This window comes from Allobosea sp. Root483D1 (assembly GCF_001429505.1).
Taxonomy (GTDB): domain Bacteria; phylum Pseudomonadota; class Alphaproteobacteria; order Rhizobiales; family Beijerinckiaceae; genus Allobosea.
In genome coordinates, this window is sequence record NZ_LMJW01000023.1 from 413,947 (window position 1) to 429,858 (window position 15,912).

A 15,912-nucleotide genomic window follows, 5' to 3' on the forward strand; every position below is an offset into this window, starting at 1 on the left:
TTACCTTTCGGAGGCTGTGAGCACGAGGTTGCCCAATTCGTCCAAGCCCGCGGTCCAGCCGGGCGGCACGACGCAGGTAGCGTCGTATTCCTCGACGATCAGCGGACTTTCCCGGTCGCCGGCCGCGAGGTCCCAGCGCGTGATGACCGGTGTCGGCAAGTGGCCCCATTCCGCGCCGAACCAGCAGATCCGCGCCGGTTGCGTACCGGACGATGCCGTCTGCGCCTGAGGGGCCGATGGCCGGTAGGCCGTGGCACTCTCGCTATGAGAGCGTCCGGTGATGCGGATGTTGACGATTTCGAGTGGATCGTTCGCCGAGGCATGGCCATAGGTCAGCTCGTGCTCGCGATGGAATGCCTCGCTCGTGGCCTCGATGTCCATCGTGCCGTCCGGATGACGGGCGACTCCGATCGTCAGCTCATAGGCCTGCCCGGCGTAACGCAGGTCTGCGAGCCGATCGATCTCGACGTCTTCCTTCGCGAACCCGTCCATCTCCAGGCCGTTGACCATACTCGTCTCGAGCTTGCGGTAGGCAATGTCGAGATCGTCGGAGTCGACGTCGTCCAGAGCGCAGAAATAGGTTTGCATCAGGTCGCGCTCAGTCGTCGAATAGAGCAGCCCGAGCGCGCTGAAGACACCGGGATGGGACGGGACGACGACGCGCTTCATGTCGAGGAGGCGCGCAATCTCGGCCGCCACGGCCGGACCGTTGCCGCCGAATGCAAATAGAGTGAAGTCGCGCGGGTCGCGTCCGCGATAGGTCGAAACGGCCTTGACGGCGCGCATCATCGTCGATGCCGCGATGGCGTAGACGCCATGCGCCGCAGCCTGGAGGTCTAGGCCGGTCGGCGCACAGACCTGCTCGCTGAGCGCTCGCCGGGAGCGCTCAGCGTCGAGGCGTACGGCGCCGCCGGCGATGTATTCCGGATTGATATAGCCCAGCATGACGAGCGCGTCGGTCAGCGTAGGCCGAGATCCGCCCGTGCCATAGCAGGCCGGGCCCGGAACGGCGCCGGCGCTGTCTGGGCCGACCTGGATCAGGCCGCCGGCATCGACCCTGATGATGCTACCGCCGCCGGCCCCGATCTCGGAGACGTCGATGAACGGCAGCTTCACAGCATGTCCGCCGCCCTTGACCAGCTTGCTCGAAATGTTGATCCCGGCCCCGACCTCGTACTCCGTGGTGCGTGCGGGCTGGCCCTGCTCGATGATCGCGGCCTTGGCGGTGGTGCCGCCCATGTCGATGGTGATGATGTCGCTGGAGCTGCCGGCCGCGCCGATGCGAGCCGCCGCGATGACCCCGGCCGCGGGACCGGACTCGATGATGCAAGCCGGCTTCTCGCTCGCCGCCAGCGCGCTCATCACGCCGCCGCTCGACTGCATAACCTGCAGCGGGGCGTGAATGCCGGCCTCGCGCAGCCGGGTCGTCAACGCCCGCAGATATGAGCGCACGACCGGCCCGAGATAGGCGTTGACCACCACCGTGCTGGTTCGCTCGTATTCGCGGATCTCCGGCAGGACATCGCTGGAGCAGCAGACGAAGACATCCGGGCCGAGGATCTCGGTCAGGATCTCGCAGGTCCGCCGCTCGTGCTGCGGACTGGCATAGGCGTGCAGGAAACTCACCGCGACTGCGCGCGTGTCGTCGGCAGCGATGCGGCGCGCCACCTCGGCCACCGCCTTCTCGTCCAGCGGCAAGACGACCTCGCCGTGCGCACCGATGCGCTCGGGGATTTCGTAGCGCCTGTGGCGTGGCACGAGCGGCGTCGGTTTCTCGTAGTTGAGGTTGTAGAGCTCGGGCATGCGCAGCCGGCCGAGCTCGAGGACGTCCCGGAACCCGCGTGTCGTCAGCAGCGCAGTCTTGGCGCCCTTGCCTTCCAGGATGGCGTTGGTCGCCACGGTCGTGGCGTGCACGACCTCCTCGATTTCGCTCGCCTTGCCGCCGATGCGTTCGAGCAGCGCCAGGATGCCGTCGACGATCCCGCGGCTGTAGTCGTCCGGCGTCGACGGGTGCTTGAAGGAGTGAACCGTTTCCCCGTTTTCCAGGAATGTGATGTCGGTGAACGTGCCGCCGATATCGGCGCCCACGCGAAACGAGCGCGTTGTCATGAGTTGGTCTCCGCGATGATGGCCCGAGATGGCGCGAGGTGGCAGGCGACGAGCCGGTCGCCGAGGAGGATCTCGGGCGGTTCATCTTGCGCGCAGATCGGAATCCGGTTGCTGCAACGGGGTTCGAAAGGACAGCCGCCATGACGGGCGGCCTCGGAGAGCGGCGGATCGGCCGGGCGATTGCGGCCGGCGAGCCCCCGCGGAATGGCTGCCACCAGGCGCTCGGTATAGGGGTGCGTCGGTTCCGCCAGAATCTGCGCGGCAGGCCCAGTCTCGACGATGCGTCCGGCATACATGACCAGCACGCGGTCGCAGAAAGCCCCGACGAGACCGAGATCGTGGCTGATGATCACCAGCGTCAGCCGCCGTTCGCGATGCAGCTGTTGAAGCAGCGCTATGATCTCGCTCTGCACCGAGACATCGAGAGCCGATGTCGGCTCGTCAGCGATCAACACCTCAGGCTGCCGGGCCAAGGCGCGGGCGATCCCGATCCGCTGCTTCTGTCCGCCTGACAATTGATGCGGCAGCCGGTCGAGCAGTTCCGGCCCGAGGCTGACCTGCGCCAGCAAGGCATTGAGCGCGCCGGGCGTAGGCTGCGCCGGAAAGGCTTCGCTCAAGCTGCACGCCACGGTTTTGCGAGGGTTCAGCGCCGTGTGCGCCCCCTGAAAGACGAACTGGACGCGGTTTCGGAAACGCTGCCAGTCCGCGGCCGTGAACGAGGACAGATCGCGCCCCTCGAACAGAACACGGCCACTGCTCGGGCGGTCTAGACCCACAAGGAGCCGCGCGAGCGTCGACTTGCCACTGCCACTCTCGCCGACGATCCCGAGGACATCGCCAGCCTGGACCTCCAAGCTCGCTCCCAGCAAGGCAGGCGTCGTGCGCCGGTCGAACAGGCGCGCCAACGGCGAATGCGCAAGCGGATAACGTCGGCCGGCGCTCACGGTGGCCAGAAGTGTTGCTGCGGATCCCTGTGCGTGCGTCATGTCAGGCTCCGCCAGCAGGCGCTCAAATGCGTCCCCGCGCCCCGCAGGGCAGGCCGCACATGGCAATCCACGTCCGCCAGACGACAGCGGGAGAAGTAGTCGCAGGCGCCCTCCCCTGGGCTCTCGGCCAGGGGGGCCGGGGCAGCCGCTCGCAAGGGACGGCCGGGTCGCGGCACGGCGTCCAGCAGCAGGCGTGTATAGGGATGGCGCGGCGCGCCGAAGATCGCCTCGGCGCTGCCGGATTCGACGATCCGGCCGCGATACATCACCGCGATCCGGTCGCAGAACTCCGCGACGAGATCGAGATTATGCGAGATGAACAGCAGGGCGATCCCGGAGCTGGCGCAGATATCGCGCAACAGCGCGACCACCTGTGCCTGAACGGTGACGTCGAGCGCCGTCGTGGGCTCGTCCGCGATCAGCAGTCGTGGCCGGCAGGCGATGGCCATCGCGATCAGGACACGCTGGCGCATGCCGCCGCTGAGTTCGTGGGGATATTGGCCGCTGCGCCGGCGTGGGTCGTCTATGCCGACCTTGGCGAGGAGTTCTTCGGCTTGCTGTTGTGCCGCCTTGCGGCCGGGGTCGTCATGGCTGCGGATGGCGTCCACGAGTTGTCGCCCGACTGTGAAGGCGGGATTGAGGGCGGTCATCGGGTCTTGGAAGATCATCGCCACCTTGCGGCCGCGCAGCTCGCGGCAGGCGCTTTCGGGCAGGCTGGTGATGTCCTGGCCGTCGAGGCGCATCGCGCCGCCCACGATGCGACCGGCGCGTCCGAGCTGGTGCATGACGGCGAGCGCCGTGACGCTCTTGCCCGAACCGGACTCGCCGACGATCGCCAGCTTCTCGCCGGCCATGACATGAAGCGTCACTCCGTGGACGACCTTCCGGGCCGCGATCTCGGGACCGAAGGCGATCGAGAGGTCGGTGAGGGACAGTGCGGGAGCGGTCATAGCGCCGGCCCTCCGTCGCGCCGCCGAGGATCGAGCACCGTGCGGAGCGCATCGCCGACCAGATTGAAGCCGATCACGGCCAGGAAGATGGCCAGGCCCGGCCAGGTCGCGACCCACCATTCGTCCGAGAAGGCGAGCGAGCGCGCATCAGCCAGCATCCCGCCCCAGCTCGGTGTCGGCGGCTGCACGCCGAGGCCGATGAAGCTCAGCGACGCCTCGATGATGATGCCGATGCCGATCAGCACACTCGCCTGCACGAAGATCGGCGAGAGGATGTTGGGCAGGATGTCGCTGGCCATGATCGACCACGCCCCGGCGCCCTGCAGGCGCCGCGCCGCGACATAGTCCGCCTTGGCCTCAACCAGGGCCAGGCCGTGGGCGACGCGCGCCAGTCCGGGAATGAAGAGTAGCCCGACGAGCAGGACGATCTTGGCTTCATTCGGGAGCAGGAGCGGACCCAGTTGCACCGGCCCGGTGCCGAAGATGCCGACGATCGCAATCGCCCAGACCAGCAGCGGAATCGCCGCGAAGATGTCCATGAGGCCGAGCAGGACACTCTCGACCAGCGTCCCGCTGTAATAGCCGGACAGGGTTCCGACCAGGAGGCCGCCCGAGAGCCCGATGGCGACGGTCAGCACGCCGATCATCAGGGAGCCTCGCGCGCCCCATACGAGCCTGGCGAAGATGTCGCGCCCCATCTCGTCCGTGCCCAGGAGGAACGACGCGCCCGGAGGCTCCAGCCGATGCTCCATCATCAGGTCGAGCGGATCGTGCAGCGGGAGCCAGGGCGCCGACAACGCCGCCAGGCAGAGCAAGCCGACGATCACCAGGCCCACCAGGCCGATCCGGGTTCCGGCAAGGCGGCGCATGAGGCTGGCAAGCCCGGAGAGCGGACGTGCACGCCTGGCTCCGGGAGCCTTGGCCGCGGGCGCGGTTTCCGTGGAGCGCACGACGTCAAGCATGTCGCAGCCTCGGGTTGATCAGCCTCTGGATGAGATCGGCGACGAGGTTCGAGACGATGAACATCGCCGTGACGACCAGGACGGTGGCCTGGATCATCGGGTAGTCGCGCTGCGTGATCGCCGTCAGCAGGGCCCGCGATAGGCCGGGTATGTTGAAGACCAGCTCGATGATGATCGCCCAGCCGAACATGTAGCCGAACGACATGCCGGCGACGCTGACGAAGGGCGGCAGCGCATTCTTGATCACGTAGCGGGCCACCAGGCCCCGGCTCAAGCCGAGCGAATGCGCGGTACGGACATAGTCCTGCCCCAGGACTTCGATGACGGCGGCGCGCATCAGGCGGCTCAGCGCACCGATATAGTAGAGAGCGATCGACAGGGCGGGCAGCAGCAGGGAGGCGAGATGGGCGTGCCAGCCCTCGGCGAGCGGCGTGATCCCGATAGGTGGCACCCAGCCCAGCTTGACGGCGAAGATGCGGACCAGGATCAGGGCAAGCCAGAATCCCGGAACCGACACGGCCATCAGGGACAGCATGCGGATCAGATGATCCGGCCAGCGGTCTTCGGTCAGCGCAGCGATGAGGCCGAGCGGAATCGCGCCGGCGAGCGTCAGCAGAAAGGTGACCACCACCAGCTCAACCGTCACGGGCAGGCTCTCCAGGAGCTCGAGATCGATGGAGCGGCCGGTGATGTAGGACTGCCCGAACCCTGACCGGGGAAGCTGCGCAACCCAGGCCGAATACTGCGCCGGCAGGCTGCGATCGAGACCGCGATCATGCTCGAATGCCTGGATCTGCTCGGCCGTGGCATCGGCGCCGAGCACGATCCGCGCCGGCGACAACGGGGTCAGCCGCGTCAGCGCGAAAAGCACCGCGCTGACCACGATGAGCACCCCAAGGCTGCTGGCTATCCGACCTGCAAACCACATGGTCCTTGCCTCAGCGCGCGTCGATCGGGGCGACGTCGGTCAGGCGAAGCGTGATCCCGGTATTGGGCTCGAACCCCTGCACATTGGTCCGCCAGAGGTTGAAGCTGTGGATCGCGCCGATCCAGGTCGAGGGCGAATCCTCTGCCAGGATCGCCTGCATGTCGGCGAGGATCGGTCCGAGCGATGGCTCGTCGTCGACGCGGAAGCTGTCGGCCAGGAGGGTGTTGAGCCGCTCGCTGCTGTAGCCGGAGCTGCGCGTCATCACCTGGTTCGGCGTGTAGATGCCCTGGATGATGAAGGTCGGGTCGGATGGGCCGATCACCGCCATGAGCACCGAGGTCTGGTTGCCGGCAAAGACCTGCTCGATGAGCTGACCGGTCTCGAGCGGCTGGAGCTTCACCTTGATCCCCAGCCGCGCCAGCGAGGCCTGGATGAACAAGGCCGCATCGCCGACATCCAGCAGATAGCCTTGCGAGGAATAGAGCAGCTCGAACTCGGCGCCGGAGGCGTAGCGGGATTTGGCGAGATAGGCCTTTGCCTGGTCGAGATTGAAAGCCAGCCCTTCGGCCGCCTTGGCGTTGTACCACCAGGCCGAGGCCGGTGCCGGCACCGCCGAAGGCTCGACCAGGCCGTTGAAGATCTTCTCGGCGATGGTCTTGCGATCGGTCGCCAGCGAGACCGCCTTGCGGAAATTGGGGTCGTCGAACGGCGGCTTGCGGGTGTTGTGGATCATCAGCATCAGGCTGCCGAGCGCCGGGCGGCTGCCCCCGGTGATGCCCTGCGCCTTGGCCTGCCGCAGGCGGACATAATCCCGGACCGGCGGCGCGCCGATGATGTGCACTGACTTCGACAGCAGCGCAGCGATCCGGGCAGCCTCCTCGGAGACGATCCGCACGCGCAGCCGGTCCCAGGCCATACTGTCCTTGCGCCAGTAATTCGGATTACGGCGGAACTCGACGACATCGTTGGAACGCGCCGAGACGAAGATGCCGGGCCCCGTTCCAAGCCCCTCGGGCTTCTGCTGGAAAACCTCGTTACCGTATTTCTCGCGGCTCCCTGCCGGAAATATCCCCATATACTTGGTCATGTAGTCAAGGAAGGGCCGGAAAGGCGTCTTCAGCTTGAAGCGTACCTTGTAACGATCCAGGACATCGACGGATTCGATGTTCGTCCAGACCGAGCGCCGCAGCGCTTTATGAGCCGGATCGAGCATATAGTCGTAGCTGTACTTCACGTCCTCGGCAGAGAACGGCTGGCCGTTCTGGAAGGTGACGTCGTCGCGTAGCTCGAAGACATATTCGGTCCGGTCGGCGGAGATCGTCGGCATTGCCTTGGCGAGCATGGGCCGACGGTGACCTTCGCCATCGATCTCGATCAGGTTCTCGAAAATCAACTGATTGACCACCATGGCATCGTGATTGCCCTGGTTGATCGGGTCGAAGGTTGAGGGGTTCGACGGGATCGCTACGACCAGGGAGCGCTCATCGGCCGCTCGCGCCGCGACCGAATGACCGAGCCCTCCGATGGTGACTGCTCCAGCCTGGAGAAAAACACGACGATTGAGAGAGGCAGAAGCCATGGCGATCTCCCTTGTGGAAACGTTTCCTTTGTCTCTGGAAACGTTTCACCATGTGATTTCGTTGTCAAGTGGTCCGGGTCACCGATTTTAGCTGGCGGCCAGCCGCGATGAACCAAAGTTCGCCATGCAGTGGGTAGCCTCAGACCGGACGCGAGAAAACGGGGTCATCCGAGGCCAACCGCGATGAGAGGAAAGGCCAACCCAACCCTCAGTCCGCGATACGGCAAATTTTGTGGGCGCCGAGCAGGGACGGACTGGAAGCCTAAGTCAGCAACGTTCGAATCTGCATCGCGCCACGTCCGGACATCGGCCTGTGGTCGCGAACCGGACATTCAGCGGGGTCGTCCCTACGCGCGGGACCAGCTCCAGCTCCCGCGGACCTTGACGGCGGGTCAACGCGTGAACTTTGCTGTGTGCAAAGGTTGCCGTCTTGAAGCGCCTCGTCCGCGACTACGAACAGCGCCTCGACGTCTCCGAAGCCATGATCCACGTCGCCCTCGGAAGCCTCATGCTTCGGCGTATCGTCCATCCGTGAGCATTCTCAAACGGACTAAGCCGTCGGCCGTGCGGGCCATCCGCTCGCCTTGCTAGCGTACGACGAGCGGCGCCGTGGCTTCGACCACGCCCGGCACGGCCCGCAGCCTCTCCATCAGGTCTAGGACCTCGTTCGGCTGCAGCGTCGCCGCATCCTTGCCTATGCTCGGAGCAGCCTTGGGCCAGCGCTAACGCAGCGCCCCCGGCAGCTCGGCATCCGTTCCGAAGCAGGCGGACAGGTTCTCGAAGGCAGCGTCGAGCACGATGTCGTTCAGCCCGAAATCGTAAGGATAGGACTGGCCGCCGGCGCGCAGCACGCTCCGGCCCTCCTCGCCCCGGACCGGCAGCACCACGGAGGCGGTGCCGTCCGGTGCCAGCACCCAGCAGGAGAGCCGCGTCCCGGCCTTGCCCTCGATGCGGATATCGAGCCGCCTTCCCTCGCGAAGGGCGAGGCCGCTGGCAGCAAGGCGAGGAGCGCCCTGTCCGAGCCGGCCGTGGCGGCGACGTGTTCGAGGAAGGGCCGGACAGCCGGGTCACAGTCCAGCCTCTCGACCGGAATGCGGTTACGCCCCGTTGTCGCCAGCACGGCATCGCCGCGGCGGAATTCGAGCTCCATCCAGCTCTGGCCCTCACGATCTCTGGCTAAGCGGCCGCGAGTCGTTACCTCGGTGCCAACGGCTGCGCATTGCCCGGGCGGGCCTGCGGATCTCCAAAGGCCGCGCGCGCAAAACGCGATCGTCCGAGCGGGACTCGGCATCGAGCGCAAGCAGCAGCCGCTCACCGAGCGCGGCACTGCAGGCGCTGTAACCGCTCGCCGCGGCGAAGGGGCAGATGTCGACGCGCCGCGGTTCGGGCGCAGCGCGTACGAGGTTTTCGACCGCCTTGCCGGACATCCTAGACGCTGAAGTCGGCGACGAGGTGGTTCTGCTCGGACGGTCAGGCGATGTCGAAATCAGCCTTGCGGGACCGGCGGAGCAGTGGGGCGTATCGACGTACGACCTTTCTCCTGCGGTTGGAAAGACGCTGCCGCATCGAAACATCTGATCGGGATCGCTTTGAGCTGCCCAGGCCGATCGCTATCTGACGCCGAAAGGCCTGAAGTTCCTGCGGAGAGGCTGAGGCAGTCTAAGGCGTTGCGTCCGTGGGATATTCGGTGAATCTACGCCCCAATCATAGCGAATTCAGAAATATTCTCTCCTGAAGCTATCTCTAACAATATTCAGATACTTCAGTGCCTTCTCATTCTCATGTCTTGAGAATACGACATATCGATAAGTGGCCCCTGGGAGAAATGGGATAAAGGCAAGGTCCAGTTCTAGCGTCGCGTACTGCTTCGCAGTGAATTCGTTATCGACCGATACGCAGAGACCATTTGCGATATACATCGCGCCTAACCCGACAGAATCGAAATAAATATTGGCCGAAAAGGCGTTTCGTCGCCGATTTGAAACGCTCGACCCCAGAGGGTTGGCTGCATATTCGCGCTACGCCACAACCGGACTCTGGTTCTTTGGCTGAAAGCGGACCTTGAGACCGCGGCGGCAGGATGACCGAAGCCGACCCACAGCTGAGATTCCGAAGGCCTCCTTAGAGCGCTGCCACCCGCCTGCTCCAAATCGTTCGGCTCTGGTTCATGTCGACTTCCGACACTTGACTTCGTGCGCCACCCCGGCGGCAAGAGATTGTAAATGAACCAGGCGCAGAGGCGCGGACTAGCCCGACTCATGCTCCGCTGGCCGCAGCGTCGGACGGAACTCAGAGCCAGATGCGGCCAGGATACGCGATTCCTCGAACTATCCGAAGCGTACGAGACCGCTTGCGAGGCAGCTGACTACTGGGCGAAATCGAGTTCGCCAGAAGCTCGGGCGCGTGCGGAAGAGTACCGCGCGCTCTCCTCTGAGATCGAACGCGACATTGATGAGCTCTTTTAGCCTCGGCATTGCTTTGCGGATCAAGCGTCAAGGGCTGAACGTCATGCTTTTTCCCTAGTAGTCACCGCTGCCCAAGGCGTTCCAGAGCCAGCCTTAGTGGTGTGTCTGAAACTCGGATAAAGCCAAGATGGGGGTGGTCCATATCGATGATCAGCACCAACGCTCCCGTAACCGAGAGCGCACAAACGAACAGTGTTCCAACGACTGTTGCATTGCCTGGCGCCAATAGTCCGAAGGACGCGAAGAGCAGAGCAAGCCAGAACACAAGAATCGCAAGGAACGCGCCAGGAAATCCTCCCGCTTCGGTTTCAGTTCGCAACCACCGTGCTTCCGCGATTTGGCCGCTGATCTGAAGGGCTCGCGACTGAAGCCCGCGCTGGGCGTCACTTTGCGGCGACAGGCTTCGCAGTTCATCTTGCACCGGCTCCACACTCAGGCCGTTGTCAAGCGCCCGTTCGCCGCTGTCGTTGCCGCCGGCCTCGCTCAGTCTTACTTCGATGAGCTTGCGCAGCGTCCCGCGCATCACCGTGGTCTCTGGGCCATAATGAGCCATGACCCGATCGAGCAGAACAACTCGTCCCGCTAAAGCCCTCGATTCCGTGCCGGCGTCGTCGAAGGATTTCTTTGCTGAGGCAACCAGGAGGCCAAGTGCGAGCGCCGAAAGCGTGCCGACGACAGCCGTGGCAAGCTTAATAGCGTCTTTGGACTCGGGACTTAAATGGTGCCCCGGCAGACGCGACCGCAAGAACATCCCCGTCAAAGCAGCTCCGAATACGCAAAGGAACGCCGTGCCGCCGATTGCGAAAGAGCTCATGGCCGACGCCTGATGATTGCATGTTCCGCGCGATAATCTGTTTGATTGTCAAACCGCATGCCGACGAGAGTTGCGCGGCACTCACCGGTCGCATTTTGATAATCTGTCATTCTCGACGGCTCCCGCTTCAATGCGCGGCCGCGCCGGCCAAATCGGCGGCGCCTGCGCCCACCTGCCGAAGATGGTGGCCAAAGTTCTCCCGCGTGTGCGGATCCACGATCATGATCGGCGCGGACAGGACGAGGCCGGCAGCCGATCCAACGGTTGCGGCCACGCCCGTCGCGGCGCCGCCGATGTGCTCGCCCAGCCCGACACGCGGGTCGGACATGGCTTGGCCGCTTGCCAGGCGCGCCCCGATCATTCGGACGACCTCCGGGCTCGCGGCGAACTTGCCATGATGAAGGCTGTCGCCGGCGTTCAGCTTCGTCAGATCGATGACACTGATCCGATCAGCCGCCAGATCCGTCTTGTAGGGCTCGCTCGTCGGATCGATGGCGCCAAGCCGCGCGACGTCGCCCCAGACCCGCCGCGAGACCGCGAGCGCGCGGTCATCCTGCGACACGAACAGGGTCACATGGGGCCCACCAGCACGTGAGGTCGCCGCGATCTGGCTTCGGAAGACGTTCACGTCGACGTCCGGTGCCGCGAGCATGATGGCCTTTATCTTGTGGCTGACGCGGCCGTTGCGGATCGACATCTGCCGCAGGGCTTCAAGCGCCAGCCAATTGCCCATTGAATGCGCCAAGATGGAGATTTCGCCGACGGCCGGGTCCTTGGCGAGAGCTTGAAGCAACTCTTCCAAGGCGTCTCGTGAATAGTTCGTGCTCTCGCGGTCGTAGCCATAGGCCCAGAGGCTGCCGCGTGATGGCCAGGAAAACAAAACGGGCACGGCCTTCACGCCAGAATCGCGGACGATCTGGGCAAAGCGATAGACCGCGTCGTCGAAGCGATTATTGAAGCCGTGCACGAACAGCAGGACCCGACGATGCGGCGTCTTGGCGGTCCGTTCGTGCAGGCGTGCGCGAGCCTTCTCAACTGTCAGCTCGGTTGCGATCAGCGTGACGAATTCGGTCGTGGGGTTGCCGGGTAGACTCGCGGGCCATTGCACCTCGCCGACCTTGCGCCTCGCGTCAGCCGGAATAGAGATCTGCATTTCAGCAAATGCAGGCGCAGGGCCACGCTCTCCGCCGAACATAATGCCGGCATCAGCCGATTTCAGCCGCGTGGTCGCGACCAGCATGTCGATGCGCGTGGCGTCCGGCGCTGCCGCGGCGACCGGTGCGAGCACGCCAGTAGGCCGACCTGCGCAGGCTGCCAATCCAGCCATGGCGACAGCGACAAGGGCCCACCGTGTGATCAGGTTCACCTCCGCCCTCACGATGTCATCGGCAAACGCGCACGCCGTTGACGAATGCGCATCTCGGAAAATTGCGTCAGCCGCAAACCCTCGGCGGCGAAGCGATCGATGCGCGGTGTCGGCGCGCCGCGCAACTCGCCGCCGCCGTAAACCCCGATGTCGCCGTAACCCATATTGTCGGCAAGTATGAAGAGAACGTTCGGCTTCGGTTGTTGTGCCTGCACCGAGGAGACACCTAGCGGCTGCACAATGAGGGAAAAGCCGATCGCGAGTGCGCCCATGACGCTGCGCGACGATTGCGACAATCGTGGCATGATCCCCTCCATACTCACACGCGTCAGGCTGAGCGCCTGTCGTCCAGCGATCGAGCCATGCCCGCCGCTTATGGCGCGGAACTCCCGCCCCTATTCCTGGAACGGAAAGACCTTCTTCCAATCTCTCTTCATGTCGACCACCGTCCACTTATTCACCGCCGCGGCGTCGAGCGCCTTGTCGAGCTTGCCGAAATGGGCCTGACGGTCATAGGCGAACTCACGTTCGGCATCGGTGTGCTGAACGATGAGACCGAAGCGCACCCCACCCGACATCGTCGTCCATTGCAGCATTTCGAGATCACCATCTGAATTGCCGAAGGCGGCGATCGGCCGGCGCCCGATCTGCTGATTGATGCCAATGGGCTTGCCGGCTTTGTCGTCGATGAAGTTGATCTGCTGCAGACGAACGATGCTGGGCCTGCCGTCCCGCATTTCAAATTTGGTTTTGATGGAGGAGCCGAGGATCTGCTCTGGTGGGATGCCGTAGACCCTTTCGGTCCAGGGTCGCATGAACTCGACGCCGCCGCCGGAGGCAATAAAGGTCTTGAAGCCACTGGCCCGGAGGTAGGCGAGCAGCTCCAGCATCGGCTGATAGACCAGCTCGGTATAAGGGCGCTTGAAACGCGGGTGGCGAGCCGTGGCAAGCCAGTCGGTCGCGATCTTGGCAAATTCGTCTGACGTCATCCCCCCGTGGGTGGTTGCGATGAGCTGCATCAAGCCCTGCTCGCCCGAGGCAGCCAGCGCCCGCATGTCGCCGTCGAGCACGGCCTTGAAGGGCTGTTTTGTTTTCCAGCTCGGGTTCTGCGGGGCAAGCGCTTTAACGCGGTCAAGTATGAACGCGAGCTGGACATACATCGGCTGCTCGGACCACAGGGTCCCGTCGTTGTCGAACACCGCGATGCGCTCTGCCGGCGCCACGTAATCCGGTTCCCCTTGAGCGGTGACGCGCGCGACGAAACGGGTGATCGAAGTCTTGGCCGGACCATCATTCCAGGATGGCAGCGGGTCGGTCTGGGCGTAAGCCGACGAAGATATGAGAGATAGGGGTACCAAGAGAGTCGGCAGAGCGGCCAGCGTGTTGAGCAGGACGCGTCGGCTGAGATCGCCCGAGGTGCTGATTGGCTTCATGGTTGCCTCGCTCCGATGTCCTTGGGCCAAGAAGGTCGCTCAGGTGGCGCTGCTATGCGCCTTGCAGAATCAGAATTTGTAGAGCAACTGCCCGACGACCTGATTGGTGCTCAGTTGCTGCTTGAACCCGACCATCCCGAGCCCGCCGACGCCGACCGGGTAGGTGTAGGTATTTTCCTCGACCTGTGAGTAGCGATATTCTAGGCCAGCGATTACGCGCTCAGCGACCGGTAGCGGGAGAGGCTCAGTCGCCGGTCGGGGCACCGAGCGCATAGTCCTTTTGCAGCTGCCGGTCCGTGGACGGGTAAAGCGACTGGCATTCTGACCAGTAGAAAGTATTGGGCTGCCGGTTGGCCGGATCAGCACAGATCGTGGCAAGTTGCGCCTGTCTGGCTTGCGGTGTCTGGCAGGCTGACAGGGTCAGTCCGAGCGAGGCAGCGAGTCCGGCTACGACGAATGTGTTCATAGCTCCATGATACCCTATCTGGCTGGCGTAGATCCCGAGTGACGGACGGCCGCGTTAGGCCGCCCGCCCTGACGATAGTCACAATTAGGGCGATCTACTTGCCCATCGCCGTCCGTGCTGCCTCGATCTTCGCCTTCACGGCATCGAGATTGAAGCTGGCGCCTTTCTGCATGGGTGGGAACTCGACCGCGGTCATGGCGAGTTTCTCGACCTGCTGCTGGACAAACACGAAGCGCCAAAACTCGTATTGGAACCAGGAAAAGTAGTTCTGCGATCCGGCCTTGGTGCCACTCTCCGGCCAGCCCGTGCGCTCGAACGGATCGAGGCGAAGATTGGTCAGATAAGGCACGTCGACCTTGGTCTTGTCGCCCAGCCAGCCGCCGGGCTGGTCGATGAACCGATACTTGTAGTCGCCGACGCGCACAGCGCCGAGTTCGCTTTCACCGAAGTACCAGATCTCGTTTCGGTTCGACGGGCCTTTGCCGGTGATCATGTTCGTCTGGTCGTAGCCGTCCAGATACACCTTGTAGGTCCGATCGCCGATCTGCTTACCCTTCTTCAGCTCTTCGGTGATGTTGGGGTTGCCGGCGGCGGCCAGCAGAGTGGGGAACCAGTCCAGCCCGGATATGATGCCGTTCTCGACCTTTCCAGCCGGCACTCTCCCCGGCCAGCGGATCATCGCCGGCGCGCGGAATCCGCCTTCCATCACCGTGCCCTTGCTCTGCGCAAACGGCGTCTGTCCACCGTCGGGCCAAGTGAAGACCTCTGTGCCGTTGTCGGTGGTGAAGATGACGATGGTGTTTTCGTCCACGCCCATGTCCTTGAGCTTCTTCATCACGATGCCGATGTCGTCGTCGAGCTGGGCCATGCCGGCTTCGTGGATCGACCAGCCATTTTTGGAGTCGCGCATGCCCTGATATTTGGGCGACAGATGCGTAACGATGTGCATGCGGGTCGGATTGAGCCACAGGAAGAACGGCTTGTTGTCGGCCTTGGCCTTGTCCAGAAACTTGAGCGCATTATCGCGGATTTCGTCGTCCACGGTCTCCATGCGCTTCGGGCACAACTCGCCCGCGTCCCTGATAGTCTGCTTGCCGATCTTGCCCCAGCGCGGGTCGACTGTGGCGTCGTCGACATTTGCCGCCAGCGAGTGGACCATGTTGCGCGGCCCGACCTGCGCCCTGAGATCTTGCGGATAATTCGGATGGCAAGGGTCTTCCATCGCATCAAGATGATAAAGATAGCCGAAGAACTCGTCGAACCCGTGCACCGTCGGCAGGAATTCGTTCTTGTCGCCGAGATGGTTCTTGCCGAACTGGCCGGTGGCGTAGCCCATCCCCTTGAGCGCGGTAGCGATCGTGACGGCGTCGGCAGGCAGACCGGTGGGTGCGCCGGCCTGGCCAACTGTGGTCATGCCAGTGCGGATCGGCAGTTCGCCCGTGATGAAGTTGGCACGGCCCGCCGTACAACTCGCCTCGGCATAGTAATCGGTGAACAGCATGCCCTCGGCGGCAATCTTGTCGAGGTTCGGCGTCCGCCCGGCCATCATCCCGCGATGGTAAGCGCCGATATTCCAGATGCCGATATCGTCGCCCATGATCACGACGATGTTCGGACGCTGCTGCGCCGGCGCGGGCTGCGCCATTGACGGGGCGGCCAGAGACAGCGAGATCAGCGCCGTAGCGCCGACCAGCGCAGCGCGGGAGCGAGCATGCCACTGCGCGAGTGTCTGTCGCAAGCCAGCACCGGTTCGCGGTGTTCTTTCCGGTATACAATCAAACATGACGTTCCCTCCTGCTACAAAAATCCGCTAGAGGTTCCGAGCGCGGTGCACGGAACCTCTGATGCCATTGA

15 protein-coding genes and 1 pseudogene are annotated in these 15,912 nt (G+C 63.9%); 3 read left to right on the forward strand and 13 right to left on the reverse strand.

Going from position 1 to position 15,912, the window contains the following annotated elements; translation table 11 throughout:
• The 6 genes from ASE66_RS31020 to ASE66_RS31045 are packed head-to-tail and all read right to left on the reverse strand — an operon-like array spanning window position 1 to window position 7,514.
• A complete protein-coding gene (locus ASE66_RS31020; protein ID WP_057193809.1) occupies window positions 1–2,109 on the reverse strand; it encodes a hydantoinase/oxoprolinase family protein in 2,109 nt (702 codons plus the stop codon).
• Window positions 2,106–3,095, reverse strand: a complete 990-nt coding sequence (locus ASE66_RS31025) for an ABC transporter ATP-binding protein (protein WP_082613894.1) — start codon at window positions 3,093–3,095, stop codon at window positions 2,106–2,108. Before ASE66_RS31025 ends, ASE66_RS31020 begins: the two co-directional genes overlap by 4 nt.
• The gene (locus ASE66_RS31030; RefSeq protein ID WP_274532982.1) at window positions 3,092–4,045 is read right to left on the reverse strand and encodes an ABC transporter ATP-binding protein; all 954 of its coding nucleotides are present in this window, start codon (window positions 4,043–4,045) and stop codon (window positions 3,092–3,094) included. The genes ASE66_RS31025 and ASE66_RS31030 overlap by 4 nt, the downstream gene beginning before the upstream one ends.
• Window positions 4,042–5,007, reverse strand: coding sequence for an ABC transporter permease (locus ASE66_RS31035; protein ID WP_057193811.1), 966 nt, complete (start codon window positions 5,005–5,007; stop codon window positions 4,042–4,044). The genes ASE66_RS31030 and ASE66_RS31035 overlap by 4 nt, the downstream gene beginning before the upstream one ends.
• Complete coding sequence (locus ASE66_RS31040) at window positions 5,000–5,935, reverse strand: ABC transporter permease (protein ID WP_057193812.1); 936 nt, start codon at window positions 5,933–5,935, stop codon at window positions 5,000–5,002. The genes ASE66_RS31035 and ASE66_RS31040 overlap by 8 nt, the downstream gene beginning before the upstream one ends.
• Before the next feature lie 10 nt (window positions 5,936–5,945).
• On the reverse strand, window positions 5,946–7,514 hold the full coding sequence (locus ASE66_RS31045) for an ABC transporter substrate-binding protein (RefSeq protein ID WP_057193813.1): 1,569 nt from the start codon (window positions 7,512–7,514) through the stop codon (window positions 5,946–5,948).
• Between the two features lie 433 nt (window positions 7,515–7,947).
• On the opposite strand from ASE66_RS31045, the pseudogene ASE66_RS32420 reads away from it, so the two are divergent.
• Window positions 7,948–8,049: pseudogene (locus ASE66_RS32420) on the forward strand (IS5/IS1182 family transposase); the annotation flags it as partial.
• 187 nt (window positions 8,050–8,236) lie between these two features.
• On the opposite strand, the gene ASE66_RS31055 reads toward ASE66_RS32420, so the two are convergent.
• Entirely contained in the window at window positions 8,237–8,428 is a 192-nt protein-coding gene (locus tag ASE66_RS31055; RefSeq protein ID WP_057193815.1) for a hypothetical protein, read from the reverse strand.
• Window positions 8,429–8,879: 451 nt separating this feature from the next.
• Here ASE66_RS31055 and ASE66_RS32425 point away from each other — a divergent pair, with 451 nt between their 5' ends.
• Window positions 8,880–9,092 (forward strand): hypothetical protein, encoded by a 213-nt coding sequence (locus tag ASE66_RS32425; protein ID WP_156412431.1) that lies wholly within the window; start codon window positions 8,880–8,882, stop codon window positions 9,090–9,092.
• A 948-nt stretch (window positions 9,093–10,040) separates the two neighbouring features.
• On the opposite strand, the gene ASE66_RS31065 is transcribed toward ASE66_RS32425, so the two are convergent.
• The 4 genes from ASE66_RS31065 to ASE66_RS31080 form a co-directional block, all read right to left on the reverse strand.
• Complete coding sequence (locus ASE66_RS31065; RefSeq protein WP_057193817.1) at window positions 10,041–10,793, reverse strand: hypothetical protein; 753 nt, start codon at window positions 10,791–10,793, stop codon at window positions 10,041–10,043.
• A gap of 127 nt (window positions 10,794–10,920) precedes the next feature.
• Window positions 10,921–12,120, reverse strand: a complete 1,200-nt coding sequence (locus ASE66_RS31070) for an alpha/beta hydrolase (protein ID WP_057193818.1) — start codon at window positions 12,118–12,120, stop codon at window positions 10,921–10,923.
• A gap of 47 nt (window positions 12,121–12,167) precedes the next feature.
• Window positions 12,168–12,464, reverse strand: coding sequence for a hypothetical protein (locus ASE66_RS31075; RefSeq protein ID WP_413814307.1), 297 nt, complete (start codon window positions 12,462–12,464; stop codon window positions 12,168–12,170).
• 90 nt (window positions 12,465–12,554) lie between these two features.
• On the reverse strand, window positions 12,555–13,592 hold the full coding sequence (locus ASE66_RS31080; RefSeq protein ID WP_057193820.1) for an HAD family hydrolase: 1,038 nt from the start codon (window positions 13,590–13,592) through the stop codon (window positions 12,555–12,557).
• A gap of 54 nt (window positions 13,593–13,646) precedes the next feature.
• Here ASE66_RS31080 and ASE66_RS33805 point away from each other — a divergent pair, with 54 nt between their 5' ends.
• Complete coding sequence (locus ASE66_RS33805) at window positions 13,647–13,781, forward strand: hypothetical protein (protein WP_274532983.1); 135 nt, start codon at window positions 13,647–13,649, stop codon at window positions 13,779–13,781.
• 55 nt (window positions 13,782–13,836) lie between these two features.
• On the opposite strand, the gene ASE66_RS32430 is transcribed toward ASE66_RS33805, so the two are convergent.
• Both ASE66_RS32430 and ASE66_RS31090 read right to left on the reverse strand, forming a co-directional pair.
• On the reverse strand, window positions 13,837–14,058 hold the full coding sequence (locus ASE66_RS32430) for a hypothetical protein (RefSeq protein WP_156412432.1): 222 nt from the start codon (window positions 14,056–14,058) through the stop codon (window positions 13,837–13,839).
• 94 nt (window positions 14,059–14,152) lie between these two features.
• Window positions 14,153–15,841, reverse strand: a complete 1,689-nt coding sequence (locus ASE66_RS31090; protein ID WP_082613897.1) for an arylsulfatase — start codon at window positions 15,839–15,841, stop codon at window positions 14,153–14,155.
• Window positions 15,842–15,912 lie beyond the last annotated feature (71 nt).

Coding starts and splice junctions, on each gene's coding strand:
- ASE66_RS31020 (WP_057193809.1), bottom strand. CDS start 2,109: ATGACAACGCGCTCGTTTCGCGTGGGCGCCGATATCGGCGGCACGTTC.
- ASE66_RS31025 (WP_082613894.1), bottom strand. CDS start 3,095: ATGACGCACGCACAGGGATCCGCAGCAACACTTCTGGCCACCGTGAGC.
- ASE66_RS31030 (WP_274532982.1), bottom strand. CDS start 4,045: ATGACCGCTCCCGCACTGTCCCTCACCGACCTCTCGATCGCCTTCGGT.
- ASE66_RS31035 (WP_057193811.1), bottom strand. CDS start 5,007: ATGCTTGACGTCGTGCGCTCCACGGAAACCGCGCCCGCGGCCAAGGCT.
- ASE66_RS31040 (WP_057193812.1), bottom strand. CDS start 5,935: ATGTGGTTTGCAGGTCGGATAGCCAGCAGCCTTGGGGTGCTCATCGTG.
- ASE66_RS31045 (WP_057193813.1), bottom strand. CDS start 7,514: ATGGCTTCTGCCTCTCTCAATCGTCGTGTTTTTCTCCAGGCTGGAGCA.
- ASE66_RS32425 (WP_156412431.1), top strand. CDS start 8,880: ATGTCGACGCGCCGCGGTTCGGGCGCAGCGCGTACGAGGTTTTCGACC.
- ASE66_RS31065 (WP_057193817.1), bottom strand. CDS start 10,793: ATGAGCTCTTTCGCAATCGGCGGCACGGCGTTCCTTTGCGTATTCGGA.
- ASE66_RS31070 (WP_057193818.1), bottom strand. CDS start 12,120: ATGGCTGGATTGGCAGCCTGCGCAGGTCGGCCTACTGGCGTGCTCGCA.
- ASE66_RS31075 (WP_413814307.1), bottom strand. CDS start 12,464: ATGCCACGATTGTCGCAATCGTCGCGCAGCGTCATGGGCGCACTCGCG.
- ASE66_RS31080 (WP_057193820.1), bottom strand. CDS start 13,592: ATGAAGCCAATCAGCACCTCGGGCGATCTCAGCCGACGCGTCCTGCTC.
- ASE66_RS33805 (WP_274532983.1), top strand. CDS start 13,647: ATGCGCCTTGCAGAATCAGAATTTGTAGAGCAACTGCCCGACGACCTG.
- ASE66_RS32430 (WP_156412432.1), bottom strand. CDS start 14,058: ATGAACACATTCGTCGTAGCCGGACTCGCTGCCTCGCTCGGACTGACC.
- ASE66_RS31090 (WP_082613897.1), bottom strand. CDS start 15,841: ATGTTTGATTGTATACCGGAAAGAACACCGCGAACCGGTGCTGGCTTG.